This is a genomic window from Neptuniibacter sp. QD34_54 (assembly GCF_047778055.1).
In the GTDB taxonomy this organism is placed as follows: Bacteria; Pseudomonadota; Gammaproteobacteria; order Pseudomonadales; family Balneatricaceae; genus Neptuniibacter.
Map to the genome: position 1 here is coordinate 1,994,454 of NZ_CP180546.1, position 23,019 is coordinate 2,017,472.

The following is a 23,019-nucleotide window of genomic DNA, read 5'->3' on the forward strand; positions in this document are numbered from 1 at the left end:
ATGATTGATAAGTTTTTCTAATGATCGATTACAAACAGCTCCAAGCACTTGCAGCCATTCTCGAAGAAGGAAATTTTGATAAGGCCGCAGAGAAGCTCAATATCTCTCAATCAGCGGTATCCCAGCGCTTAAAACAGCTAGAGGACAGCGTTGGACAAACACTGATAATCAGAAATACGCCAATACAAGCGACAACGGCTGGGCAGCTGTTACTGAAGCATTACCACCAAGTCTCTCTGCTCCAAGCAGAACTACAGGAACAGATCTCACTTGAGCAATCGGATGGTTTTACGAAAATATCTATTGGCTTAAACGCAGATAGCTTGGCTACTTGGTTTTTAGACGCGGTAAAGCCGCTGCTTGATGACGAAAAAATCCTTCTAGATCTTAAACTGGACGATCAAGATCAGACTCATCACTTTCTTAAAACAGGTCAAGTGATCGGGTGCATCAGCTCTAATCCAAAACCAATGCAAGGCTGCAGCTGTATCCCACTTGGTGTCATGATTTATCGTTGTCTTGCTAGCCCCGATTACATCAATAAATATTTCCCTGACGGTATAAACACAGAAGGCTTTTACAATGCGCCTGTTGCTGAATTTAGCAATAAGGATGAGCTTCAGAACAGATATCTAAAGGACAATTTTAAGATTGGCCCCAACGAATATCCGAAACACCGTATCCCATCTACTGAATCGTTTTTCAATATCATCATTCGCGGCCACGCTTGTGGCATGGTGCCCGATCAGCAAAGTGCAGAGATACAGGCTTCAGGGAAAGTAGTTGATATGACCCCTGGAAGGTTTATCGAAGTCCCACTTTATTGGCATATCTGGAGCCTTAAATCGGGACTATTTCAAAGATTAACACAGAGGTTAAGAAAGCAAGCGGAGCAAGACCTTCTTCCTATGTGAAAAGATTAAACCTTATTCACCAAACACAGGCTTAAAGAAGCTGCGCTCATAACTCTGAATGCATTTGGTCTGCTTTGCATAATCAAATGCAGCCATGCATTCAGAGTCTTTAAAGGAATCTATCCGGTATTGTTCATAAGCTGCGAGACTAGGAAAGCTGAACAATGCTAGTGCGATGTTGTTAGCCCCTTCAGACGGTAGGAAATAACCATGATGTTGACCACCAAACTTATCAACCAGCGGAATCCATAGTTTTGCATAGTGCTCGAACTCAGCAACTTTGTCCGGATCGATCACATAGCGCAAGTAACAAGTTACCATCCACGTATCCCCATTTTTTGCTGTAGTTACCAAGAATCAGCGGCTTTTAGATCGCTCTCTTTTTGCTCTACCCAGTGCTCGCCCTCATTGGAGATCTCTTTCTTCCAGAAAGGCGCATCTTTCTTTAGGTAATCCATGATGAATTGAGCCGCTTCAAATGCATTTACGCGATGGGCACTACCGACACCGACAAAAACGATATTCTCGTTAAGGTCTAAGCGTCCAACACGATGATAAATTACGATGTTGCCAAGCTCCCAGCGTTCACGTGCCTGCGTAGCAATCTTCTCAAGCGCTTTCTCGGTCATACCTGGGTAATGCTCAAGAAAAAGAGCATCGAGCTGATTATCAGCTATCTCTAATTCGCGAACGATTCCAGTAAAAGTGACTATGGCCCCACTAGTCGCATCATCAGCTCTTACACTTTCTGACAGTGCGCCAATATCAAAATTGTCTGTAGCGACAATCACTTGAGTTGTTGCCATGGTAATCCCTCTCTAAATTGATATTGAAATCATACCACCAAAAGCTATTAAAGAAGCAATGCTCAATAGGCTTATAACCTATTAAAAACACTGGTTTGATGGTATTGTGTCGAACTAATTTTTGAGTCATCTATCCAATAAATATTGGAGTAATTACCGAGGAATATGATGGATTGGCATCCACACGCAACAGTTGCTGTCATCGTAGAAATGGAAGGCAAGTTCCTTTTGGTAGAAGAAAGATCTTCAGGTGAAATAGTTTTCAATCAGCCTGCGGGCCATATTGAAGAAGGCGAAACCTTTATAGAAGCCGCATGCAGAGAAACATTAGAAGAGTCTGCATGGCACGTAAGTCCTAAATATTTAACGGGGTTTTACGTCTATAAATCCGGTAATAACAATACAACCTATCATCGTGCCTGCTTCTATGCCGAAGCGATTAAGCACGAACCAGAGCGTGAACTCGATGAAGGTATCATTCGCGCTGTTTGGATGACACGCGATGAGATTGTTGCTCACACAGACAAACTGCGTAGCCCAATGGTTTTGAAATGTATTGATGATTACCTAGCTGGTAAGCAATACCCTTTAGATCTGATACACGAATATAGCAATTAACTGAATAAACACATGACTGATCACAGCAATACCAAAGTGATCGTCGGCATGTCCGGCGGCGTAGATTCATCCGTTTCAGCATTACTGTTAATGCAACAAGGCTATCAAGTCGAAGGCCTGTTCATGAAAAACTGGGACGAGGATGATGGCACTGAATACTGTACCGCCAAAGAAGATCTAGCTGATGCCCAAGCAGTTTGTGACAAGCTTGGCATTCATCTACACACAGCAAACTTTGCTGCCGAGTACTGGGATAATGTATTTGAGCATTTCCTAGAGGAATACAAAGCAGGCCGTACACCTAACCCTGATATTTTGTGTAACCGTGAAATCAAGTTTAAAGCATTCCTTGAGTATGCAATCGAACTTGGTGCTGATTACATCGCAACCGGCCATTATGTTCGCCGCGGTGATCGCGACGGCAAAACGCGTCTGTTAAAAGGGCTAGATAAAAATAAAGACCAGAGCTACTTCTTGCATCAAGTAGGTCAGGTTGAAATTGAAAAGACCCTCTTCCCTGTTGGCGAACTGGAAAAACCCGAAGTTCGTAAACTTGCTGAAGAGCATGACCTAATCACTCACAACAAGAAAGACAGTACCGGAATCTGCTTTATTGGTGAGCGCAGATTTAGCGACTTCCTCAAGCAGTACTTACCGGCCCAGCCTGGCAAAATCGAAACACCTAAAGGTGATGTGATTGGTAAACACTCTGGCTTGATGTATTACACCATTGGTCAGCGCCAAGGGCTTCAGATCGGCGGTCTTAAAGATTACCCAGAAGAGCCATGGTTTGTAGCAGGTAAAGATCTGGATCGTAACGTTTTGGTCGCCGTTCAAGGCAAACAGAATGATCTGTTATTTACCGATTGGCTTACAGCCGATGAAATCTTCTGGATCAATGATGAAGAGCCTGCATTGCCATATAGCTGCACAGCCAAAGTACGTTACCGTCAGACTGATCAAGAATGCACGATCGAACGTCACGGTGACAGTGGTTACCTAATCCGCTTTGCAGAACCACAGCGCGCCATCACACCGGGCCAATCCGTGGTTATCTACGCCGAAGATATCTGCTTGGGCGGCGGTGTTATCGAACATACAGGCAAAGACGACTAGGAGGCCCCAATGTCACGACAGCATGACGAACAAGCGCTGGGCCTAGCTGGTTTATTTCAAGCAGCCGCTCTCGTTGAACAAATTGCAACGAGAGGCATGGTTGCTCAAGACAGCTTAGAAACATCGGTCTATAGCATCATGCAGTTAAACCCTGCATCGACTGAAGAGATCTATGGCGGCGCTAACGACCTACCTTTCAATCTACACTTAGGCCTGCAAAACCTAAGAGATCTGATTGATAAGCCGCGAGCAGAACATAACAAAGATGTGATTCGCTACGCACTAAGCATGATGCACCTTGAGCGCAAGCTTAGTAGCGATCCAGAGATGCTAAACAAAGTAGCGCAACGTTTAGCTCAGGTATCTGAGCAAGCTCGCTACTTTAATTCTGATCAGCCAGACAGTGAGCCAACTGCGAGCAGTTACTGCCATCCAAATGTAATCGCAAATATTGCAAGCCTTTACCAAGATACGATCAGTAGCTTTAGCTTCCGAATTCAAGTGACGGGCGATCCCCGCCACCTACAAAACAGTGAAAACGCAGCAAAAATACGTGCGCTACTTTTAGCCGGTATTCGTAGTGCAATGCTATGGCGTCAGAAAGGCGGCAAACGCTGGCAGTTATTGTTCTTCAAATCTCGCCTACGCCCTTCCCTTAAAAAGATTATGGGAACCTCATAAGAGGTAACGATATTTAGATAAAAAAACCGGATAGCTCGTTAAAGCATCCGGTTTTTTTATTTACCCATCTATTTTATGTATCGATTACAAAGTTACGCGTGACGAACCGATAACTCATTTGCGTCGTGACTACGAAGCATAGCTTCAATATCACTCTCAGCAGCGTCAGCTATCAATACTTTGACCATATTGCAGCTTTTATCTATAAATACTTGCTCTCTTGGCACTCCATTAGCCATCAGGTCATCAAATACCAGTTTGGTTTGGTCGCTGGACCCAAAGGAGCCGGTAACAGACATAGTCATATAACTACCCTCCTCAATTTCAGCTAAATTTAGCTATATTGTGTAGCGACAGTTTAAGCTTAGAACTTGGGCCGCCCTTTATCCATATACCCCTACGAAAAGTCACTCGACTCAGGTATAATGCGCGCCTTCTTTTTAACCTAAAAGGTAGAGATCGATTCATGGAGCTTTCTGCACTGACAGCCGTTTCTCCGGTTGATGGCCGCTATGGCAGCAAAACAGCTGACCTGCGTGATGTTTTTAGTGAATATGGCCTGATTCGCTTCCGCGTTGAAGTTGAAGTTCGTTGGTTACAAAAACTAGCTGCGCATCCACAAATCACTGAAGTTCCAGCGTTAAGCTCTGAAGCTGATGCTCTGCTGAACTCGATCGTTGACAACTTCGGTCCTGAAGACGCTCAGGCTGTTAAAACGATCGAACGTACTACTAACCACGATGTAAAAGCGGTTGAGTACTTCATTAAAGACAAATTCAAAGATAACGCTGAGCTAATGGCGATCAATGAATTTGTTCACTTTGCCTGCACATCTGAAGACATTAACAACCTTTCTCACGCACTTATGCTGAAAAACGGTCTTGATGTTGTAGTTCCACAGATGCAGCAAGTAACTGACGAAATCGCTAAGATGGGTCGTGAATTTGCTGAGCAACCAATGCTTTCACGTACTCACGGTCAGACTGCCTCTCCAACAACTGTTGGTAAAGAGATGGCTAATGTTGCTTACCGTATGCAGCGTCAGATAAAACAGCTTCAGAATGTTGAGCTTCTAGGTAAGATCAACGGTGCGGTTGGTAACTACAACGCTCACCTATCTGCTTACGCTGACATCGACTGGGAACAGAACGCTAAAGACTTCGTTGAGAGCCTTGGCCTATCTTTTAACCCATACACAACTCAGATCGAGCCACACGACTACATTGCTGAGCTTTTCGATGCAGTTGCTCGTTTCAACACGATCCTAATCGACTTCGATCGTGACGTATGGGGTTACATCTCTCAGGCATACTTCAAGCAGAAAACTATTGCTGGTGAAGTTGGCTCCTCTACTATGCCGCATAAAGTTAACCCAATTGACTTCGAAAACTCCGAAGGTAACTTGGGCATTGCGAACGCAATCATGAGCCACCTAGCGCAGAAACTACCGATTTCTCGCTGGCAGCGCGACCTAACTGACTCTACTGTTCTACGTAACATGGGCGTTGGTTTCGGTTACAGCTTGATCGCTTATCAGTCTAGCCTGAAAGGTATCAGCAAGCTTGAGCTTAACCCAGCTCAGCTAAACGAAGATCTAGAAAATGCTTGGGAAGTTCTAGCAGAACCTATCCAAACAGTAATGCGTCGTTACGCTATCGAAGAGCCTTACGAGAAGCTAAAAGCGCTGACTCGTGGCCAGGACATGAGCAAAGAAACAATCCTAGCGTTTGTTGATACTTTGGACATGCCAGAAGAAGCTAAGCAGTCACTTAAAGAACTGACTCCTCATAGCTACATCGGTAACGCTGTTGATCAAGCTAAAAAGATCTAAGCTGATCTAATTAATCAGTTTTATGAAACGGGGCTATAGCCCCGTTTTTTATATAAGGCACAGATTAACCCCATGGAACACTTCACACGACCAGACGGCACTGAGATCCATTACATATCTCTCGGTGAAGGTGAAACCACCTTAGTTTTTCTTCACGGCTGGACGGCGAGTGTTCGGGAATGGCTCCCCTTCGCTTCTGAGCTAGCAGAAAACCACCGTGTGGTAAGCTGGGACGCTCGCGGGCATGGTGCTCACTTTTATCACAAAGAAAGGGATATTAGCTTACCTGCGATGGCTGACGACCTCGAAGCTATGCTCGAGCACCTTAAGATAGAAGATGCTGTCCTCATTGGACACTCTATGGGGGCACTGACTTCTTGGGAGTACTTACGTCGACATGGTGATAAGCGCCTCCGCGGGCTTTGCATTGTCGACCAATCACCAAAGCTAATTACCGATGATGAATGGCAACACGGCGTATACAGTGATTTCTCGCAAGCATCCAACAGCGCCTTCATTCACCGCCTGACCGAAAATTTCGCTGAGGCAGTACTTGAGCTGATTGCCTTTGGTAAAAATCAACGTTCCAGAGAAAATTACGAGCAAAACTCTCGTGGCTTCCAGCAGATGCGTAAATATCTGCAGAAGCAGCCTGGCGATCTGCTAACCCGCTGCTGGGATAGCATTACCCAGCAAGATTACCGTGACGTTGTATCTAGCATTAAACTACCTACCCTGCTGATCTACGGCGATGAAAGCCAGTTCTATAGCGCTGAGCTACAACAGTGGGTTAATAAAAGTATCGAGGGTTCAGAATTGCATATTTATGAGCAATCGGACCACTCTCCGCATTTATGGCATAAAGAGCGATTCATTTATGATCTGAATCGTTTTATAGATTCATTGTGAGAACCATTAAAAATGTTATCTAACGTTCGAGTTGTACTGATCAATACATTCCACCCCGGCAATATCGGCGCAGCTGCACGCGCTATGAAAAACATGGGGCTAAGCAAACTCTATCTGGTTGAACCAGAAGATTACCCAAGCGCAGAAGCTGATTCTCGCGCTGCTGGCGCAAAAGATCTATTAGATAGCGCCATCGTTGTTAACACACTTGAAGAAGCGATTGGCGATTGCCAGCTAGTGATTGGCACCAGTGCGCGTACTAAACGTACCTTCGACCGCCCCCTTCTGGATGCACGCAAAGGCGCTGAACGTGTAGTGGCTGAAGCTAAATCAGGTGAAGTGGCTATCGTATTTGGTCGTGAAACTATGGGCCTTCATAACCATGAATTAGCGCAATGTAACTACCATGTTTACATCCCTGCTAACCCAGAGTATCCAGTGCTCAACGTATCTCAAGCAATCCAGCTTCTTTGCTACGAGATATTTATGGCAGCGGAAAACAAAAGCTATGACGATATTGAAAGCGAATACCCTCGCCATAAAGAGATGGCTCTATTCTACGAGCACTTAGAGAAAGTGCTACGTTTGACCGATTTCATCATCCCTCAGCATGAGGGTAAAGTACTGGAAAAATTACACCGTTACTTCAACCGCTCACGTCCTGAAAAAACTGAGCTGAATATGCTTCGTGGCATCCTGACCTCAATTGAAGAAACGGTCGAAAAACTAAAAAAATAACTAAAAATATACAAACTACGACAGGCCAAAAGATGGAAGAGAATTTACAAGCACTACTAAAACAGGCTGACGAGCTTCGCGACAACATCGAAAAGATGCACCAAGAGTCCAAAACAGTTGGTTATAACGCTGCTGGCATCCGCGAATGCGCTACAACTCTGCAGAAAGGCATCAAGAAAGTGGGTAACAACAAGCTTGCTGCTCTAGCCAATCGTGACAAGCGTAAAGTTTACGCTGAAATGGAAGAAGCAATCGAACAGCTTATGGAGTTAATTGACTAGTGAAATCTCCGTTTGGTGACATCAGCATTGAAACATTTTTAGCTGAATACTGGCAGAAGAAGCCTTTACTGATTCGTAACGCTTTCTCTAATTTTGAGCCCCCTGTTACGGCTGACGAGTTAGCCGGCATGGCACTAGAGGAAGACGTAGAATCGCGTCTAATAATACAGTCACCGGACGGTAAAGATTGGTCTTTAAAGCATGGTCCTCTGCAGGAAGAAACGTTCGCTGAACTTCCCGACTCGCACTGGACCCTGCTCGTGCAATCAGTCGATCACTGGATCCCTGAAGCAAACGAGCTACTCGAGCACTTCCGCTTTGTACCAAATTGGCGACTAGATGATCTTATGATCAGCTATGCAGCTGACGGCGGTGGCGTAGGTCCACATTACGATAATTATGATGTCTTTCTTATCCAAGCTTCAGGGACTCGACGCTGGGAAGTGGGCGGCATCTATGGTGAAGATTCACCACGTCGCCCAGACGTTCCAGTAATGATTCTGCCTGAATGGGAACCAGAGCATGTATGGGATCTTCAGCCTGGTGATATGCTTTATGTACCACCTCGGGTTGGTCATAACGGCTTTGCTATTGGCGATGATTGTATGACCTACTCTGTGGGCTTCAGAGCACCTTCTCATCAAGAGATGATGTCTGGCTTTACCGATTATCTGTCTGATATTACTAAAGCAGAAGACCGCTATAGAGATTCAGATCTTGCTCTACAAGCAAACCCCGGCGAAATCACCGATCAAGCATTAGAGCGTGTCAAGTCGGCGCTGAAAGAATACATCGACAGCCCTGAACTGCTGACTCACTGGTTTGGTCAGTTTATGACTGAACCAAAGAATCCAGAGCACGGCGCTGATCAAGTCTGTGAAATGGACGAGGAAGAGATCGCCGAGTTATTACTAGCAGGTATACCGCTTTGCCGTAGTGAGGGATCACGCTTTGCTTTTAACCGACTAGACGATCATTTTATTTTGTTCGTTGATGGCAAAGGCTGCGCATGCTCTGAAGGACAAGTAACTCTAGCGGAAAGCCTTTGTGCCAATCTTTATCACGAACAGATAGAACCCACTGAAGAAAATCTACAACTATTGAAGGCACTGCTTCTTCAAGGTTCCATCTATTTTCTAGACGAAGAATAGGTAAGCAAATCTATAGCTCTTTAAAACCGTTTAAAGAGCTATATCTTTCCCTATCGCTAATCACAACAAGCGATTACACTTACCCAATCCGCAAATTACGCTTAGCCGACCAAGGCATTGTTATGACCGACCAAGATCAAGCTACTGTCGAAAAAACACTAGAATCTAGTCCCACGCTTGAATCTGAGATCAATTCAGCCCGAATTAACGCCTTAGAACTAAAGCTAGAAACACTATCACTAATTACAGAATCTCTATGGAATATTGTTCAAGAAAGCAATATTGAGTGTAGCGCAGACTTAAAAGATAAGATGGCAAATGTAATAGACCATCGAGCAAAGCGGGATTCTATCAAAGTCACTTGCAAAGTTTGTAACAGCGAGCAAAAAGCTAGCGCCCCTTACTGCAATCATTGCGGGAATAAGCTCGATTATTCTGGTGAAATCTCACCTTTTGATTACTAAGCTCAGTTTCGATGGTAAACCTATTTAGCTCTCCAATCATCCAAACCGTAATTACCCATCACCTGCGAAATACCATTTCCCCGCTTTAGGATGGCCATTTTATCATCGAAGACTTCCATCATTTTCTTAATATCATCTTGCATATTAATTTGCGGTGAAAATGCCATATAAATTTTGGCCTCTTGTACACAACCTGCACTTTTAAACTTATCCCACTTACCCGCGTTTTTTAACGTATAAACAGTGCTGTTGTAGGTAAACAAGAAAGCATGAATCCGATTAAGTAGCACTTTTTTAGCTTGCTGGACTATGTGTCGTTCATTATATGGAAGGTATTGAAACTGCTCAGGATGAAGTAACGCGTAATCATTTAATTCTTCAATAGATGTGTCTGTAGATAAACCAAACTGTCTGTTCTTCAGGCTATGGATGTTCTCGTACTGCCACTGCTTTTCTCTATCAGTAAAAAAGCACATGCGCTGTGTACCCACTTCATTAATCGGGTAAAGAAGATCTGGGGCCTCAGGCTTAGCTGGAGATAGAACAGCATGAACTCGCCCCTGTTGAGTCATAGATAAAGCTCGGCTCCAAGGATAAATACGAATATCTAATTCATACTGCGTATCACTGTAGATCTGATTAACCAAGTCGATAATGTAGCCGGGGTCGTCAGCTTCAGGGCAGATCTGCGGGCACCAATCAATGGCTGCGATATTGATAACCTGCTTCTCTGCGAAACTGGTATTAGGTAACAGAAGACAAGAAATAAGAAAAAGATAGGAACGCATGCATATACCCAAACTCTTCAAGGGCGAACCCTAATGAGCTTAAGTATAGCAAGCAGATCTAAAAGATTAGCGAAAGGAAAGTTAGGTATTAGCGACCAAAATACTGATCAATAATATCTGGAAGCTCATCAAAAGCTTCCATTTCGAAACTATCGATCTGTTGATCGAAGTGACTTAAGTAACGCTTAGCATGATCACGGCTTAACGCCCTACCAAGTATGGCATAATCAATTTCAGGGAGTGTTTTATCATGACGCGGCTCAACCTGCCATGTGATATAAGCTGGCGCGGATCTTTGTAATTTTAAACCTGCTTGAATGCAAAATTTATCAACATGACTCAACCCTTCAGGACCTAAACACCCAGGTTCGATACGGAAGATTACTGTCAGTTTTTTACTATCTTCGAACGCCATTTCTCTTCTCTATTCAATCAGTTATAAGCACTACCTTGTTTATGAGTCTACTATAATTCATCAAACAAGCGTTTGCCTACTTTAGTACTTAACATAGTATGATCTGTGTCACACGACTATGACTAATTAGATTGAATTGCTTTATAATTGCCGCTTTTTGCAAGTCTCTTGAGGGGCAATATGAAATTTTCATCGCTAGACCTATCACCTGAGTTACAACAAGCTCTGGATGAATGCGGCTATACAGACATGACCCCAATTCAAGAGCAAGCAATTGTGCCCGGCCGCCGCGGCAAAGATCTGCTTGCCAATGCCCAAACAGGTACAGGTAAAACAGCAGCCTTTTCCATCCCAATTCTGCAGAAAATTTCCGATAATCCGCGCGACTTAGCAGAGCGTCAGATTCGCTCAATTATCCTGACGCCTACCCGCGAACTAGCACAACAGCTTGCAGAAACGATTGGCCGCTATAATAAACACCTGAATCTTCGTGTTTTAGCCGTTTATGGTGGCGTTAACCTAGACACCCAGAAGAAGAAATTACGTCACGGTGCAGACGTACTGATTGCCACACCAGGCCGCTTAATCGAACACCTTAGCGGCAGCAATGTCGATCTAAGCAAAACTGAATTTGCTGTACTCGATGAAGCCGACCGCATGCTAGACATGGGCTTTGTTACGGATGTACTGACTATCCTAGAAGCAACACCGTCTTCAAAGCAAACCCTGCTCTTCTCTGCCACTCTATCTGATGCTGTTCATAAACTGTCCAGAAAAATTCAGAAGAAGCCTGAGCAAATCAAAGCAGCGAGACAGAACTCAATTGCAGACACAGTCGATCATGTTGTCTACCCGGTAGAAGAGAAGCGTAAAGCAGATCTTTTTGCGGAGCTTATACAGGAAGAAAACTGGTTCCAAGTATTAGTATTCACCAGCACCAAGGCACAAGCTAACGAGCTGATGCTTGACCTTAAAGTTGACGGTATTGAAGCTGTTATTTGCCATGGAGATAAGAGCCAAGGCGCTCGCCGCCGAGCTGTTGCAGACTTTAAAGCGGGTAAAATCCAAGTACTGGTTGCAACCGAAGTTGCCGCTCGCGGCTTAGATATTCAAGGATTAGAGCACGTTGTAAATTATAATCTTCCTTATCTAGCTGAAGACTATGTTCATCGCGTAGGACGCACGGGTCGTGCAGGGACACAAGGCAAGGCTATATCTTTTGTAAGCCGAGAGGAAGAAAGCGCATTAGACAGTATTGAGCGCCTTATTGGCACACCAATTAAACGCATATTCCGCAAAGGCTACGAGGTGGGCAGTCGTGAAGGTCTGAGAAAGCGCATTCACAAGAAAGGCCCTAAGAAGAAGCACAATAAAGCAACGCGCACCCAAGTTATTGGCCGCAAGTCTTCTGCAAAGAAAAAGCGCTAGCCAAATATGCTAAATCCAATAAAAAAGGAGCTTATATAAGCTCCTTTTTTATGCAAACAACTTAGAAACTCGGCATATTCATATCGAAATCACGCTTTAAAGAGCGCTGTTCCATATAATTATCAGAGCCCTGCTTTTTGCGTTTTCCTTTCGCTACCTTCCTACGCTGATGATCCGCATATTGACCATCCATATAGTCTTCTTCCATTTCATCCTGCTCTAATGGCAAATTAGCCAATCGAAGTTTGCTACTCATCTATCAGTCCTAATTCATTACTAACAACCCGTTACGGGCTTGATTAAGTTAGTTAATGAAACCTTATTTTTGTGACTAAACAATGAAAGCGATATGACAAATTAAGGTACAAAAAAAGGGCCTTAAGCAGCCCTTTTTTTAAAATCGAATTATTCTTTAGATAAGATCTGAGAATGGATGAATAATGACCTTTTGCCCTGCATCGATACCTGCAAACTCATCAGAGATCTCGATTAAACAATTGGCAGAAACCATAGAGGTTAAAATGCCAGAGCCTTGACTGCCTATAGACCTAACAACCAATTCGCCATTGTCATTAATTGAATAAACACCACGACTGTAATCAGTCCTTCCCGGCCTAGATCGAAGCGAAGTCTCAGCAATTGCCACCATACGTCGTGGCTGCCAATTTATCTCCCCCGCCATTTTACGCAGCGCAGGCTGAACAAACTGAGTAAACGTTACCATCACCGCAACAGGATTACCCGGTAGTCCGAAAAACGGAGTATTGCCCAACTTGCCAAAGGCTAGCGGACGACCAGGGCGCATCGCTATTCGCCAAAAATTGATTTCACCTACAGCAGCCAACGCATCTTTAATAAAATCAGCCTGCCCCATAGAGACTCCACCAGAAGAGATCACCATATCAGCTTCATCGGATGCCCTACGTAAGGCCTCTTCCATTACCTGCTGCGAATCTTCGATGATGCCATAATCAATCACCTCGCAACCTAAACGCTTCAAAAGCCCACTAAGAGAAAAGCGATTTGTATCGTAAATGCAGTTTTCGGGTAGCGGTTGACCTTGTGCTGTAACTTCATCACCCGTAGAAAAGATGGCGACCTTTAAAGATCGATAAACTGTTACTTCGGTATGACCCAGCGAAGCAATTAAACCCAACTCTTGAGGACGTAAAAGACAACCCGCCTTAAGAGCCGTTTCCCCTTCAGCGATGTCTTCACCCGCCTCGCGGACATTTTGTCCTTTTTTAACCGGCCCCACGAAAGTTAATTGCTCACCCTCTCGCGCACATGCTTCTTTTATAATGACGCTGTCAGCCCCTTGAGGAACAGGCGCACCCGTCATGATTTCTACTGCCTGATTAAAACCAACCTCACCAGAGAAAGCCTCACCCGCAAACACACGACCAATGACATCTAAGGGTTCACCAGATACACAATCAGCTGCAACAGCATAACCGTCCATTGCTGAGTTTCGTTGTTGAGGAACATTAATGCCAGAAACTAAATCCACCGCCAAAATGCGATTTATCGCCTCCGTGACAGCTACAGTTTCGGTGCTGCTTTGAACATCAATTTGATTGAGTATGGTCTGAATACTTTCAGCAACAGGTAACATACCACCCGGATTAGCAGCCGGATCAAAACAACTTAACACTTCGCTCATCAATCAATTACCTAGCTGATGTACTCTTTAATAAAACGCAGAATTTCGTCTGTGTCATTAATGTTAAACAAGGGTAGCTCTCGATGTAATTGTAATGGTTCATCCGAAGCCACCGCAATTATGTTTTCATCTTCAAGATACATGAGGCCTTTATTGATCTCTTTACGGTGCAATTCGATCTTTGGAAAAGACTCCTGCTTAAAGCCCTCTACCAAGACCAGATCTAAAAGAGAGTGATCCATACGACTTAACATATGGTTTAGAGATGGACGATCACCCTGATCCTGCTCAACCATTAACGCCCAACGCTTACCTGAGCTAATCAGCATCTGATCAGCACCTGCTTTTCTAAGCTCGTAACTATCTTTACCAGGATGATCAACATCGAATTTATGGTGAGCATGCTTGATGACACCAACCCGAATACCATCTTCTTTTAGAGCTGGAATCAGCTTTTTCAATAATGTAGTTTTGCCTGTACCACTCCAAGCTGCAAAGCCAAGTAGTTTTGGCATCTGTTGAAGATCATCGAGATCATCGCGACGGTTTACATTGGTGAAAGCTTCAGGAAAATCAGAGAAATCGACTTCCGTGTAGTTATGCTGAGCATACCAACGGTCGATCTTACGTTCGCCAGAAGCTAACGCTTTCTGGACACTTCCAAGTAGATCTCGATGAATAAGAGCAACAACCGGCTGCATTCGCTTGCCATCAGTTGCAACAGCGATTTCTGCCTTTTGTTCTCGCGCTTGAAGCAACATGCGACGCACTAGGACTGGAGGCAGAAACGGCCCATCACATGGCGCAAACAATACCCAATCAGTGGCAGCATGATGAAGACCGGTCGCAATACCCATAAGCGGCCCTTGGAAATCACCTTCAAGATCAGAAATAACCGGCAAACCCAATGTGCCATAAGCATCCATACTCCGATTTGCATTGATCATGCAACGAGCTACTTGAGGCTGAATAACGTCTAAAACATGCTTAATTAGTGGCTTACCATTTAGCTCCATCCAGCCTTTATCTACGCCCCCCATTCGGCGAGCCATACCACCAGCAAGAATGACGGCAGTTACTTGATCAGGATTATGCATATTGATTAGCCTCATTTAATTGAGCTGTTTCTTTTATAGAACCATTTTCTAACAATAAGTTGCGCTGACAAAGCGCTGTCACGCAATTACTTTGATGACTGGAGACCATTACAGTCGTACCGCCATCAACCATCTCTTTAACTAATTCAGCAACGGTTTCTACCGATTTCCGATCTAGATTAGCCGTTGGCTCGTCCAGAAACAGTAAACCTGGATTTAAAACCCACGCACGAGCAAGCGCCAAACGTTGCTTTTCACCACCAGATAAAGAATGTGCTTGTTGTTCAGCCAACGTCTCTAGGCGAGACCAAGCCAATCCTTTATCAACAAGTGTTTTAATCTTTTGTCTGGATTCCCCTCGAAGACGTAAGCCATAAGCAATATTGTCTTTTACAGTGCCAGCAAAGATATACGGTGTTTGATGCAGATAAACGACCTTAGGGTGCAATTTGGTATTCAGAAAGCTGCGTTTATTCGGCGTTACCGTAACCGTACCTTCACAAGGCTTATCTAAGCCTGCCAAGATTTTCATCAACGTTGTTTTACCGGCACCGTTATCACCACTCAGGTGAAAGCTTTCACCTTCTTTCAACGTCAATTTATCAATATTAAATAGCTCTCGTTGGTCAAAACGCTTTACCAGATTGCTAGCATTTAATTCGATACTCATTACATCCTCACAATCAAGCCGTTAAACGGCCTGACCTTTGCCTCGCACTGATGCCAAGGTGAAATTCAAAAAAAGAGCCAGCACCAACAAGACCAAACCAAGCGCCACGCCCTGTGCGAACATCCCTTTACTCGTTTCCAGCGCAATCGCTGTAGGTATGTTTCGCGTATAACCCATAATGTTGCCACCGACCATCATCGAACAGCCAACTTCTGAGATAATTCGACCAAAACCTGCTACCACGACAGCAAGCAAAGCGAATCTTGCTTCACGCATAATCGTGATAATTGAAAAAGTGTAACCTGCACCTAATGTTCGCGCAGTTTCCCAAGCCCTTCTATCAACGGCTTGAAAAGCAGAATGGCTCATGCAAACCAAAAGCGGAAATGCGAGCATAACCTGACCAATAATCATGGCAGGTTGGGTAAACAACAGATGAAGATCCCCAAATGGCCCACTACGGGACAACATAAGATATAGAGTCAGACCTACCACCACGGTAGGCACTGCCATTAGGGCATTGAAAAAGGCAATAACAATTGAACGCCCTTTAAAATCACACATCGCCAATAAAAAACCCACTAAAATAGCGGGCACAGTGGCAATCGCGATTGCTGTAATTGAAACTCGAAAAGAAACGCCAATAATATTCCAAAGATCTGCATCAAAACTAAACAACAACTGCAGAGCCAACATCGACGTATCTAACAGATTATCTTGCATTATTTACTACTACATCAGGAAAAAGAGCCTGTGAAAGCAATCAGTTAGCATTCACAGGCAACATACTAAATAATTGTTTACTTAGTCGCTACTTCTGCTTGTGCAGAACCATGAAACAAAGCTTTACCTTTGATACGGAAATCATTGATCATCTTTTGACCTTCTGAAGATACGAACCAGTTAGAAAGCTGTTCAGCGCCTTTTACATTTAACCCACTGTGTAGTTTTGGGTTAACCTGAATGATCTGGTACGGGTTGAATAAACGCTTGTCACCCTGAACCAAAAGCTTCAGCTGTAGGCGGTCTTCATAAGCTAACCAAGTGCCACGGTCAGTCATTGTATAACCATTAAGCTCATCAGCGATCTGAAGCACTTTACCCATGCCCTGACCTACTTCTTTATAGTTAGCAAACTCTTTTCCTTGAGAAGTTGCTGCCCATAGAGAAAGCTCTTTTTTGTGTGTTCCTGAGTCGTCACCACGAGAGATAAAATCTGCATTAACTTTTGCGATGGACGCTAAAGCATCTGCAACATTATTAGAATCTTTAATTTTTGCTGGATCAGCTGCTGGGCCAACGATTACAAAATCGTTATACATAACGCTTTTAGGGCTTACACCAAAACCGCCATCTACGAATTTCTGCTCGGCTTTAGGAGCGTGAGTCATAACCACATCAACATCACCTGCCACACCCATACGCAACGCCTTACCTGTGCCGACAGCAATTACTTGTACTTTAGCGTCATGCTGCTTTTCGAATACAGGTAACAACTTGTCTAACAAACCAGAATTATACGTACTCGTTGTCGTTGCAAGACGGATAATTTGTTCTTCAGCAACCGCTGTAACTGAAGTTGCCGCCAAAATAGTTGTGGAGAGGGCTGCCGCGATCCACTTTTTCATCTCTTCATTCCTTATTTAATAATTATGATTTATCCAATACACGCGCCACACACACCCTGTGCAGGCAGTTTTAGCGTGCCTGACACCCTAGAGAGCAATTTAAATGCCAATGATATAGAGCAGCTTAACTTTTAGACTTTAAGACGTTATTTTTCGCACCAAAATAGGTCATTTTGATTAATAATTCAGCAACTTTTAGGCTAACTGAGAAAAAATGAAACAATAGTCTTATCACTCTTTTCAGGTTTATGAGTCATAATGACCACACAAAACATTGACTGAGTCAAATTGTCCAATAGAATTGGATCCCTTTCCCAGACATTACCGTCACGGTCATTTTTAGAGATTTGAGTTGAAATGAATTCACCTCTGCAAGGCACGCAAACTCCCGCAGTATCAGTATTGGTTGTTGATGACGAAGTTGGCATGAGAAGCTTCCTACAAAAAGCTCTCGCAAAACGCTTCGCCTTAGTAGAAATCGCAGGTAGTGTTGAAGAAGCTGAAGAACTCAGAAAACGCTGCCACTTTGATCTCTTAATCGTTGATATTAAGCTGCCCGGCCGATCTGGTATGGAATGGCATGAAGCCTTCGAAGATACCAACCGAAGCAGTGATATCATATTCATGACCGCCTACGCTGATCTGGATACTGCTATACAGGCTCTCAGAGCTGGCGCTTCTGATTTTATACTCAAGCCATTCCGCCTTGAACAAATGATGAATGCAGTTGATCGCTGCCTCGACAAACGTGCTATGGAAAGAGCAAATTTCGTCTTACGTCGTGAAGTTGATAACGCTTTCCCTATGACCGATATGATCGGAACTGGACCAGCGATTAAACAAGTACTAGACGTCATCCACCGTGTAGCCAACACCCCTTCAGCAGTACTAATTGAAGGCGAAACAGGTACAGGTAAAGAACTAGCAGCACGCATGCTGCACCAGCTAAGCAATCGAAGCGGCCCATTCGTACCGGTTAACTGCGGCGCTATTGCGCCTGATCTTTTGGAAGCCGAGCTTTTTGGACACACCAAAGGCGCTTTCACTGGCGCAAACAAAGCTCGTGAAGGTCTATTTAATTTTGCTAGCGGCGGCACTCTCTTTCTTGACGAAGTTGGTGAAATCCCACTGCTTATGCAGGCTAAACTTTTGCGCGCTCTAGAACAAAAAGCCGTTAGACCTGTAGGGAGCGAGCAAGAAACAAGCGTTGATGTACGCATCATTGCTGCAACCAACCGCCAATTAAAAGAAGAAGTAGCAGAGAACCGCTTCCGCGAAGATCTGTATTACCGCTTGAACGTACTCAGCATCACCCTGCCACCGTTACGTGATCGCCGTGAAGACCTTCCAGATCTGATCCATCATTTTTCAGTAAAGCTGTCGCGTGAACTCGGCCTATCACCTATCCCGTTTACTCATGATGACCTTAAAGCCATGCAGGCTTACAACTGGTCAGGCAATATTCGAGAACTAAAAAACCTAATTGAACGCTGCATCTTATTAGGCAAGCTCCCCGCTGATTACTTCAAAGAGCAAGATAGCAGCGAACCTAAAGCTTGTGGCAGTTTTGCAGGCTGGTCATTAGACGAGGTTGAAAAGCACCATATACTGCTAACCCTAGAACAACATTCTGGCAACAAGTCCTCCACTGCCCGAGAGCTTGGCGTATCCAGAAAAACTCTAGATCGCAAATTGGCCGCTTGGGCTCAACAGGACGAAACGGTTGATGAGATCTCTGCATGAAATCCAGTTGGTATAATTTCAGCAGCACCTTAAGACACAAACTTCTATTACTCACTCTGCTACCATTGCTGTTAACTGCAATAGGCTTTGCCATTATGGCGGCCTATTGGACGACCAGCTATACCGACCGCCAACTTTATATGAAGGTTAGTGCCGACCTTTCTGTAGCCAGTGGAACCCTTAATTTTATGCAACAAGAGCATCAAAATATTTTGATGCAACTTGGTAATAGCTACGAATTCAGAACCAACCTTCAGCAAAATAACCGTCACGCCCTTCAAGGGCAGCTACACGAAATTCGCCAAAGTCGCTCCTTAGACTTCTTGCGATTCATTGATGCACAAGAGCTAAACGCCACCCAAGAACCCTCACTACAAAACCTCTCTAAACGCCTGTTATTAAAAGAAAATTTAACCGGGTTAGCAGTAATACATAAAGACGAACTTGATCAAATCAATATGGGATTAGGCGATAAAGGGCACATCAATTTAATAGACACCCCCCGCGCCATCCCAAGCAATAGAACCGTTGAAGACCGCTCCATGGTGCTTCGCGCACTCGTGCCAATCACAGATGATTTTGGACAGTTAATCGGCGTTTTAGATTCAGGCACCATTCTCAACAATACCACCGATGCCGTAGATACCATTCGAGATCTGGTTTACGGAGACGGCACCTTACCAGAAGGCGGAATTGGAACTGTTACCCTTTTTCTCGATGACGTTCGAATCAGCACCAATGTTCCCCAAGAAAGGGAATCATTCAAATCCTCTACCCCTCTGACGTTAAAGCAACGAGCAATCGGAACACGGGTATCAGCGGAAGTTAGGAAAGAAGTTTTACGCAAAGGTGACACATGGATAAATAGAGCCTTCGTAGTCAACGATTGGTACATCTCTGCTTATAAGCCACTACTTGATTTCAACAACAAGAAAATCGGGATGATCTATGCTGGTTTTACAGAGGCCCCCTTTACCAAGATTTATTACAAGACACTAATAGAATCCGCCTCTCTTATCGCCTTGATCATGCTGGTCTCTGCCGTCCTTGTTTTCAAAAAGACTCAACTTATTATCCGCCCACTTAATAAAATCCACAAAGTGGTAACGGATATTCGTAACGGCGAAACCGACCATCGTATCGGGCAACTTGAAGCAGCCGATGAATTAGTTGAGCTAGCCGAACAGTTTGATGTCATGCTTGATCTAATTGAAGAGCGCGAGAAACAGATCAGACAAGCCAATGATCAGCTAGAGATTACAGTTGAAAAAAGAACTCGCTCATTAAAAAACCGTACGGATGCGCTCAAGCAGCATATCAAGCTACTAAAAAGCACCCGAAAGCAGCTTCTTGATAAAGAAAAGCTGGCTGTATTGGGTGAGCTTACTGCAGGTATTGCTCACGAAATTAATAACCCAGCAGCGGTAATCCTTGGAAATATGGATCTATTGGTCGCAGAGCTCGGTGATGCCGTTAAACCAGCTCAGGATGAAGTAGACATGGTTATTGAGCAGGTATATAGGATAAGATCCTTGATCAACAACCTGCTGCAGTACAGTCGACCCGGTCAGTACTTAGAGCAATACGAACATTTACAGTTAAACAGTATTAGCGACGATACTTTGCAGCTAGTTTCCCATGCGCTTGAGAAACAGCAAGTGGTCGTTGAGCGAAATTATCATGCAACCTGTCCTATTGAAGTTAACTGCCAGCAAGTACAGCAAGTGCTGGTTAACCTAATACTCAACGCCTCCCACGCACTAGAAGGCCCAGGTGTAGTCACTATTCAAACTGATGATTGGATTGAGGATGGAGAGGTTAAAGGCGCAACAATTAGTGTTATAGATCAGGGGAAAGGCATTTCCGAAGAACATCTAGAACGTATATTTGATCCATTCTTTACGACTAAGAAAAGCGGTACAGGACTTGGTTTATCTGTAAGTTACGGCATCATTCGCCGGCATGGTGGCGACATTACCGTCCGCTCTAAAGAAGAGCTTGGAACCATGTTCAAAGTTTATCTACTAAAAACCGCCAACCCCACGGGGGATGGCGGTGTCGAAGGCATTCTGGATGGCCTTGCAGCCGCGGAAAGGACCAATAGGCGCGCTATGAACGCTTAGCCTGGATCTGAACTCCAAATGAGGCGACCGCATCGACTTAAATCATAACCTTGAAGGCGCTGAGCCAAGGACAGTCCCTCTGGACTCTGAAGGAATTCGAATAGGTTTTGCAGTAAGTTACGGAAATAGACATTCCGCGGAACAACTAAGTCAAAGCTTTCATCGCACACTGGGATAAAGCCAAGCCCAAACTCTCTTGCCGCACTCAATGTACCTGGACCTATGTCAGCTTCACCCTTTGCAATTAAAGAAGCAACTTCTCGCTCAGAGAATGCAACACTGCCTACAGTCAGCTGATCCTGCGGGAAAGCATGTCCAGCCAGCCACTCATTCAAAAAGCGCTGCGAGCCAGCACCTTCTTGACGTGTAACCCAGCGAGTACTGTAATCCAGCGCCTCATTGGGGTCTTGTAAGCGCTCGAGGTCCATCGGTCGCATAATCAAACCTTGGCTGCGGTTAAACAAATGAACCAAAATCCAATGCTTAGATTGCGAGAACTGTTGTAACAGCGCAGGATGTCGGACATCGCTTTCTTCGGCGCGCCCCCAATGAATCGCACAGGCATCAGCATGCCCCTGGGCAAGAAGCTCTAAACCAAGCTTTGTACCCGTTACCGTATAACTGAATAACGCTTTAGTTCTGAGATGTTGCGTCAATCTATTAGCTGCTGCCTGCAATAAAGGATCATCACTACCAGATAGCAACAATCGATCGGCCATCATGCCACTATGGCAGCTCTCCAATAACCAGCGATCTACCAGTGACTTGGGAAACAACCATTTACCAGTCAGTTTAGTTGCAGGAATCTCACCCTCAGCAGCCATTGCATACACTTTCTTCTCGTTCAGGTGCAAATAATCAGCCAGCTGCTTAACATTCATAAACGCTTGAGACATATCACTCATCTTATGCCTCCGTTCTTGCTTGCTTAACAGAATTTTGTTTAGGCGGTAACTGAACATCTCTGATCAATGATGCATTACCACTAAACTGTAGAAAATGCTTACCTTTGGCTCGAGCCAACATCGTGATACCCAGTTCTCTGGCCAACTCCAAACCCATCTGGGTTACACCTGAGCGAGACAGCAATACAGGAATCCCCATCTGCGCAACTTTAATAACCATCTCAGATGTTAAGCGACCCGTTGTGTAGAAAATCTTATTATCGGTATCTATTCCTTGAAGCCACATGCGTCCAGCAAGTGTATCGACTGCATTGTGACGACCAACATCTTCAATAAAAGACACCACTTGGTCACCTTCGCAAATAGCACAACCATGTACTGCACCCGCGTTCTTATAGGTATCGTTATGCTTATTAAGGTTATCTAACAGCGCATAAACAGTACTTTGCTTAATCGTTACTTCAGGTAATCTAACCTCCTCAAGCTTCTCCATTACGCTGCCAAACATCGTGCCTTGGCCACAACCACTAGTCACTGTGCGCTGCTGAAGCTTTTCCTCCAAGCCTTCAGGTTCGCCATGGGTTACAACAGCGGCCGCTTCAACATCCCAATCTACCTGTATTGCTTTAAGATCAGATAGAGAATGTATAAAGCCCTGATTTCGAAGATAACCAAGGACTAACGCTTCAGGATCACCACCCAAAGTCATTAAGGTAACAATCTCTCTTTTATTTAGATAAATCGTTAATGGGCGTTCACAGGCAATTTGAACCTGTCGAACACTTCCTTGTTCGTCGATCGCCTCTACTTCGTGAGTAAGCTGCGCAGATGCATTACTTATTATGATTTCTGACACGTTTTGCATATTCCAACTCTATTAATACAGCGTCACGCCATCTTCTTCGTAACTTTCTCTCCTTAGTAGCAATTTACGTTCCTACCTTGCGATAACCTTATATTTTCTACCAATTAATACATTTAACTCTGCTTGCTGTAAGTACTAGGTCATGATTAGTGGGTCATTTTGTCCCAACTCTTTAGAAACATGGG

The 23,019-nt window shown here is 44.3% G+C and carries 26 protein-coding genes; 13 read left to right on the forward strand and 13 right to left on the reverse strand.

Going from position 1 to position 23,019, the window contains the following annotated elements:
* Positions 1-20: 20 nt before the first annotated feature.
* Positions 21-914: a LysR family transcriptional regulator ArgP gene (locus ACMXYP_RS09030; RefSeq protein WP_415881306.1), complete on the forward strand. Its 894-nt coding sequence runs from the start codon at positions 21-23 to the stop codon at positions 912-914.
* A 12-nt stretch (positions 915-926) separates the two neighbouring features.
* Here ACMXYP_RS09030 and ACMXYP_RS09035 read toward each other — a convergent pair whose 3' ends face one another.
* Positions 927-1,235 (reverse strand): NIPSNAP family protein, encoded by a 309-nt coding sequence (locus ACMXYP_RS09035; RefSeq protein ID WP_415881307.1) that lies wholly within the window; start codon positions 1,233-1,235, stop codon positions 927-929.
* A gap of 26 nt (positions 1,236-1,261) precedes the next feature.
* Positions 1,262-1,720 (reverse strand): molybdopterin synthase catalytic subunit MoaE, encoded by a 459-nt coding sequence (gene moaE, locus ACMXYP_RS09040; protein ID WP_415881308.1) that lies wholly within the window; start codon positions 1,718-1,720, stop codon positions 1,262-1,264.
* Positions 1,721-1,888: 168 nt separating this feature from the next.
* Here moaE and ACMXYP_RS09045 point away from each other — a divergent pair, with 168 nt between their 5' ends.
* Genes ACMXYP_RS09045 through hflD form a run of 3 tightly spaced genes read left to right on the forward strand, consistent with a single transcriptional unit; the run spans position 1,889 to position 4,135 of the window.
* Positions 1,889-2,338 carry an NUDIX hydrolase gene (locus ACMXYP_RS09045; RefSeq protein ID WP_415881309.1) on the forward strand — a complete coding sequence of 150 codons (450 nt, stop codon included), beginning with the start codon at positions 1,889-1,891 and terminating at the stop codon, positions 2,336-2,338.
* Positions 2,339-2,350: 12 nt separating this feature from the next.
* Positions 2,351-3,454 (forward strand): tRNA 2-thiouridine(34) synthase MnmA, encoded by a 1,104-nt coding sequence (gene mnmA, locus ACMXYP_RS09050; protein ID WP_415881310.1) that lies wholly within the window; start codon positions 2,351-2,353, stop codon positions 3,452-3,454.
* 9 nt (positions 3,455-3,463) lie between these two features.
* Positions 3,464-4,135 (forward strand): high frequency lysogenization protein HflD, encoded by a 672-nt coding sequence (gene hflD / locus ACMXYP_RS09055; protein WP_415881311.1) that lies wholly within the window; start codon positions 3,464-3,466, stop codon positions 4,133-4,135.
* A 92-nt stretch (positions 4,136-4,227) separates the two neighbouring features.
* Here hflD and ACMXYP_RS09060 read toward each other — a convergent pair whose 3' ends face one another.
* Positions 4,228-4,440 carry a hypothetical protein gene (locus tag ACMXYP_RS09060; RefSeq protein ID WP_415881312.1) on the reverse strand — a complete coding sequence of 71 codons (213 nt, stop codon included), beginning with the start codon at positions 4,438-4,440 and terminating at the stop codon, positions 4,228-4,230.
* Between the two features lie 161 nt (positions 4,441-4,601).
* Here ACMXYP_RS09060 and purB point away from each other — a divergent pair, with 161 nt between their 5' ends.
* The 6 genes from purB (at position 4,602) to ACMXYP_RS09090 (ending at position 9,509) form a co-directional block, all read left to right on the forward strand.
* Positions 4,602-5,966 carry an adenylosuccinate lyase gene (gene purB / locus ACMXYP_RS09065; protein ID WP_415881313.1) on the forward strand — a complete coding sequence of 455 codons (1,365 nt, stop codon included), beginning with the start codon at positions 4,602-4,604 and terminating at the stop codon, positions 5,964-5,966.
* A gap of 72 nt (positions 5,967-6,038) precedes the next feature.
* A complete protein-coding gene (locus tag ACMXYP_RS09070) occupies positions 6,039-6,875 on the forward strand; it encodes an alpha/beta fold hydrolase (protein WP_415881314.1) in 837 nt (278 codons plus the stop codon).
* A 12-nt stretch (positions 6,876-6,887) separates the two neighbouring features.
* Positions 6,888-7,613: an RNA methyltransferase gene (locus ACMXYP_RS09075; protein ID WP_415881315.1), complete on the forward strand. Its 726-nt coding sequence runs from the start codon at positions 6,888-6,890 to the stop codon at positions 7,611-7,613.
* Between the two features lie 32 nt (positions 7,614-7,645).
* Complete coding sequence (locus ACMXYP_RS09080; protein WP_415881316.1) at positions 7,646-7,894, forward strand: hypothetical protein; 249 nt, start codon at positions 7,646-7,648, stop codon at positions 7,892-7,894.
* Positions 7,894-9,045, forward strand: coding sequence for a JmjC domain-containing protein (locus ACMXYP_RS09085; protein WP_415881317.1), 1,152 nt, complete (start codon positions 7,894-7,896; stop codon positions 9,043-9,045). Before ACMXYP_RS09080 ends, ACMXYP_RS09085 begins: the two co-directional genes overlap by 1 nt.
* Positions 9,046-9,167: 122 nt before the next feature.
* Positions 9,168-9,509, forward strand: coding sequence for a hypothetical protein (locus tag ACMXYP_RS09090; RefSeq protein ID WP_415881318.1), 342 nt, complete (start codon positions 9,168-9,170; stop codon positions 9,507-9,509).
* A 20-nt stretch (positions 9,510-9,529) separates the two neighbouring features.
* On the opposite strand, the gene ACMXYP_RS09095 is transcribed toward ACMXYP_RS09090, so the two are convergent.
* Both ACMXYP_RS09095 and ACMXYP_RS09100 read right to left on the reverse strand, forming a co-directional pair.
* The gene (locus ACMXYP_RS09095) at positions 9,530-10,297 is read right to left on the reverse strand and encodes a hypothetical protein (RefSeq protein WP_415881319.1); all 768 of its coding nucleotides are present in this window, start codon (positions 10,295-10,297) and stop codon (positions 9,530-9,532) included.
* A gap of 88 nt (positions 10,298-10,385) precedes the next feature.
* Complete coding sequence (locus tag ACMXYP_RS09100) at positions 10,386-10,712, reverse strand: hypothetical protein (protein WP_415881320.1); 327 nt, start codon at positions 10,710-10,712, stop codon at positions 10,386-10,388.
* Between the two features lie 180 nt (positions 10,713-10,892).
* Between ACMXYP_RS09100 and ACMXYP_RS09105 the strand changes: the two genes are divergently transcribed.
* Positions 10,893-12,140, forward strand: coding sequence for a DEAD/DEAH box helicase (locus ACMXYP_RS09105; RefSeq protein ID WP_415881321.1), 1,248 nt, complete (start codon positions 10,893-10,895; stop codon positions 12,138-12,140).
* A gap of 61 nt (positions 12,141-12,201) precedes the next feature.
* Here the strand turns inward: ACMXYP_RS09105 and ACMXYP_RS09110 are convergent, their stop codons facing one another.
* From ACMXYP_RS09110 to ACMXYP_RS09135, 6 genes are all read right to left on the reverse strand, one after another.
* Complete coding sequence (locus ACMXYP_RS09110; protein ID WP_415881322.1) at positions 12,202-12,396, reverse strand: hypothetical protein; 195 nt, start codon at positions 12,394-12,396, stop codon at positions 12,202-12,204.
* 156 nt (positions 12,397-12,552) lie between these two features.
* Complete coding sequence (locus tag ACMXYP_RS09115; RefSeq protein WP_415881323.1) at positions 12,553-13,803, reverse strand: bifunctional molybdopterin-guanine dinucleotide biosynthesis adaptor protein MobB/molybdopterin molybdotransferase MoeA; 1,251 nt, start codon at positions 13,801-13,803, stop codon at positions 12,553-12,555.
* Between the two features lie 11 nt (positions 13,804-13,814).
* Positions 13,815-14,900, reverse strand: coding sequence for a molybdenum cofactor guanylyltransferase MobA (gene mobA / locus ACMXYP_RS09120; protein ID WP_415881324.1), 1,086 nt, complete (start codon positions 14,898-14,900; stop codon positions 13,815-13,817).
* Positions 14,893-15,570, reverse strand: coding sequence for an energy-coupling factor ABC transporter ATP-binding protein (locus ACMXYP_RS09125; RefSeq protein WP_415881325.1), 678 nt, complete (start codon positions 15,568-15,570; stop codon positions 14,893-14,895). Before ACMXYP_RS09125 ends, mobA begins: the two co-directional genes overlap by 8 nt.
* A gap of 21 nt (positions 15,571-15,591) precedes the next feature.
* Entirely contained in the window at positions 15,592-16,293 is a 702-nt protein-coding gene (locus ACMXYP_RS09130) for an ABC transporter permease (protein WP_415881326.1), read from the reverse strand.
* 77 nt (positions 16,294-16,370) lie between these two features.
* The gene (locus tag ACMXYP_RS09135) at positions 16,371-17,198 is read right to left on the reverse strand and encodes a substrate-binding domain-containing protein (RefSeq protein WP_415881328.1); all 828 of its coding nucleotides are present in this window, start codon (positions 17,196-17,198) and stop codon (positions 16,371-16,373) included.
* Positions 17,199-17,555: 357 nt separating this feature from the next.
* Here ACMXYP_RS09135 and ACMXYP_RS09140 point away from each other — a divergent pair, with 357 nt between their 5' ends.
* Entirely contained in the window at positions 17,556-18,941 is a 1,386-nt protein-coding gene (locus ACMXYP_RS09140; protein WP_415881329.1) for a sigma-54-dependent transcriptional regulator, read from the forward strand.
* Positions 18,938-21,064 (forward strand): cache domain-containing protein, encoded by a 2,127-nt coding sequence (locus ACMXYP_RS09145; protein ID WP_415881330.1) that lies wholly within the window; start codon positions 18,938-18,940, stop codon positions 21,062-21,064. Before ACMXYP_RS09140 ends, ACMXYP_RS09145 begins: the two co-directional genes overlap by 4 nt.
* Here the strand turns inward: ACMXYP_RS09145 and ACMXYP_RS09150 are convergent.
* Both ACMXYP_RS09150 and fdhD read right to left on the reverse strand, forming a co-directional pair.
* Positions 21,061-21,969, reverse strand: coding sequence for a substrate-binding domain-containing protein (locus tag ACMXYP_RS09150; protein WP_415881331.1), 909 nt, complete (start codon positions 21,967-21,969; stop codon positions 21,061-21,063). The two genes, ACMXYP_RS09145 and ACMXYP_RS09150, sit on opposite strands and share 4 nt — an antisense overlap.
* 1 nt (position 21,970) lies before the next feature.
* On the reverse strand, positions 21,971-22,825 hold the full coding sequence (gene fdhD / locus ACMXYP_RS09155) for a formate dehydrogenase accessory sulfurtransferase FdhD (RefSeq protein WP_415881332.1): 855 nt from the start codon (positions 22,823-22,825) through the stop codon (positions 21,971-21,973).
* Between the last annotated feature and the right edge of the window lie 194 nt (positions 22,826-23,019).

Excerpts from the sequence above, each read along its gene's own strand:
- ACMXYP_RS09075 (WP_415881315.1), top strand. The coding sequence starts at position 6,888 with ATGTTATCTAACGTTCGAGTTGTACTGATCAATACATTCCACCCCGGC.
- ACMXYP_RS09030 (WP_415881306.1), top strand. The coding sequence starts at position 21 with ATGATCGATTACAAACAGCTCCAAGCACTTGCAGCCATTCTCGAAGAA.
- ACMXYP_RS09110 (WP_415881322.1), bottom strand. The coding sequence starts at position 12,396 with ATGAGTAGCAAACTTCGATTGGCTAATTTGCCATTAGAGCAGGATGAA.
- ACMXYP_RS09150 (WP_415881331.1), bottom strand. The coding sequence starts at position 21,969 with ATGAGTGATATGTCTCAAGCGTTTATGAATGTTAAGCAGCTGGCTGAT.
- ACMXYP_RS09100 (WP_415881320.1), bottom strand. The coding sequence starts at position 10,712 with ATGGCGTTCGAAGATAGTAAAAAACTGACAGTAATCTTCCGTATCGAA.
- ACMXYP_RS09130 (WP_415881326.1), bottom strand. The coding sequence starts at position 16,293 with ATGCAAGATAATCTGTTAGATACGTCGATGTTGGCTCTGCAGTTGTTG.
- ACMXYP_RS09035 (WP_415881307.1), bottom strand. The coding sequence starts at position 1,235 with ATGGTAACTTGTTACTTGCGCTATGTGATCGATCCGGACAAAGTTGCT.
- hflD (WP_415881311.1), top strand. The coding sequence starts at position 3,464 with ATGTCACGACAGCATGACGAACAAGCGCTGGGCCTAGCTGGTTTATTT.
- purB (WP_415881313.1), top strand. The coding sequence starts at position 4,602 with ATGGAGCTTTCTGCACTGACAGCCGTTTCTCCGGTTGATGGCCGCTAT.
- ACMXYP_RS09070 (WP_415881314.1), top strand. The coding sequence starts at position 6,039 with ATGGAACACTTCACACGACCAGACGGCACTGAGATCCATTACATATCT.
- ACMXYP_RS09125 (WP_415881325.1), bottom strand. The coding sequence starts at position 15,570 with ATGAGTATCGAATTAAATGCTAGCAATCTGGTAAAGCGTTTTGACCAA.
- ACMXYP_RS09140 (WP_415881329.1), top strand. The coding sequence starts at position 17,556 with ATGAATTCACCTCTGCAAGGCACGCAAACTCCCGCAGTATCAGTATTG.
- ACMXYP_RS09045 (WP_415881309.1), top strand. The coding sequence starts at position 1,889 with ATGGATTGGCATCCACACGCAACAGTTGCTGTCATCGTAGAAATGGAA.
- ACMXYP_RS09105 (WP_415881321.1), top strand. The coding sequence starts at position 10,893 with ATGAAATTTTCATCGCTAGACCTATCACCTGAGTTACAACAAGCTCTG.
- ACMXYP_RS09095 (WP_415881319.1), bottom strand. The coding sequence starts at position 10,297 with ATGCGTTCCTATCTTTTTCTTATTTCTTGTCTTCTGTTACCTAATACC.
- mnmA (WP_415881310.1), top strand. The coding sequence starts at position 2,351 with ATGACTGATCACAGCAATACCAAAGTGATCGTCGGCATGTCCGGCGGC.
- ACMXYP_RS09080 (WP_415881316.1), top strand. The coding sequence starts at position 7,646 with ATGGAAGAGAATTTACAAGCACTACTAAAACAGGCTGACGAGCTTCGC.
- ACMXYP_RS09090 (WP_415881318.1), top strand. The coding sequence starts at position 9,168 with ATGACCGACCAAGATCAAGCTACTGTCGAAAAAACACTAGAATCTAGT.
- moaE (WP_415881308.1), bottom strand. The coding sequence starts at position 1,720 with ATGGCAACAACTCAAGTGATTGTCGCTACAGACAATTTTGATATTGGC.
- ACMXYP_RS09060 (WP_415881312.1), bottom strand. The coding sequence starts at position 4,440 with ATGACTATGTCTGTTACCGGCTCCTTTGGGTCCAGCGACCAAACCAAA.
- ACMXYP_RS09115 (WP_415881323.1), bottom strand. The coding sequence starts at position 13,803 with ATGAGCGAAGTGTTAAGTTGTTTTGATCCGGCTGCTAATCCGGGTGGT.
- mobA (WP_415881324.1), bottom strand. The coding sequence starts at position 14,900 with ATGCATAATCCTGATCAAGTAACTGCCGTCATTCTTGCTGGTGGTATG.
- ACMXYP_RS09135 (WP_415881328.1), bottom strand. The coding sequence starts at position 17,198 with ATGAAAAAGTGGATCGCGGCAGCCCTCTCCACAACTATTTTGGCGGCA.
- ACMXYP_RS09145 (WP_415881330.1), top strand. The coding sequence starts at position 18,938 with ATGAAATCCAGTTGGTATAATTTCAGCAGCACCTTAAGACACAAACTT.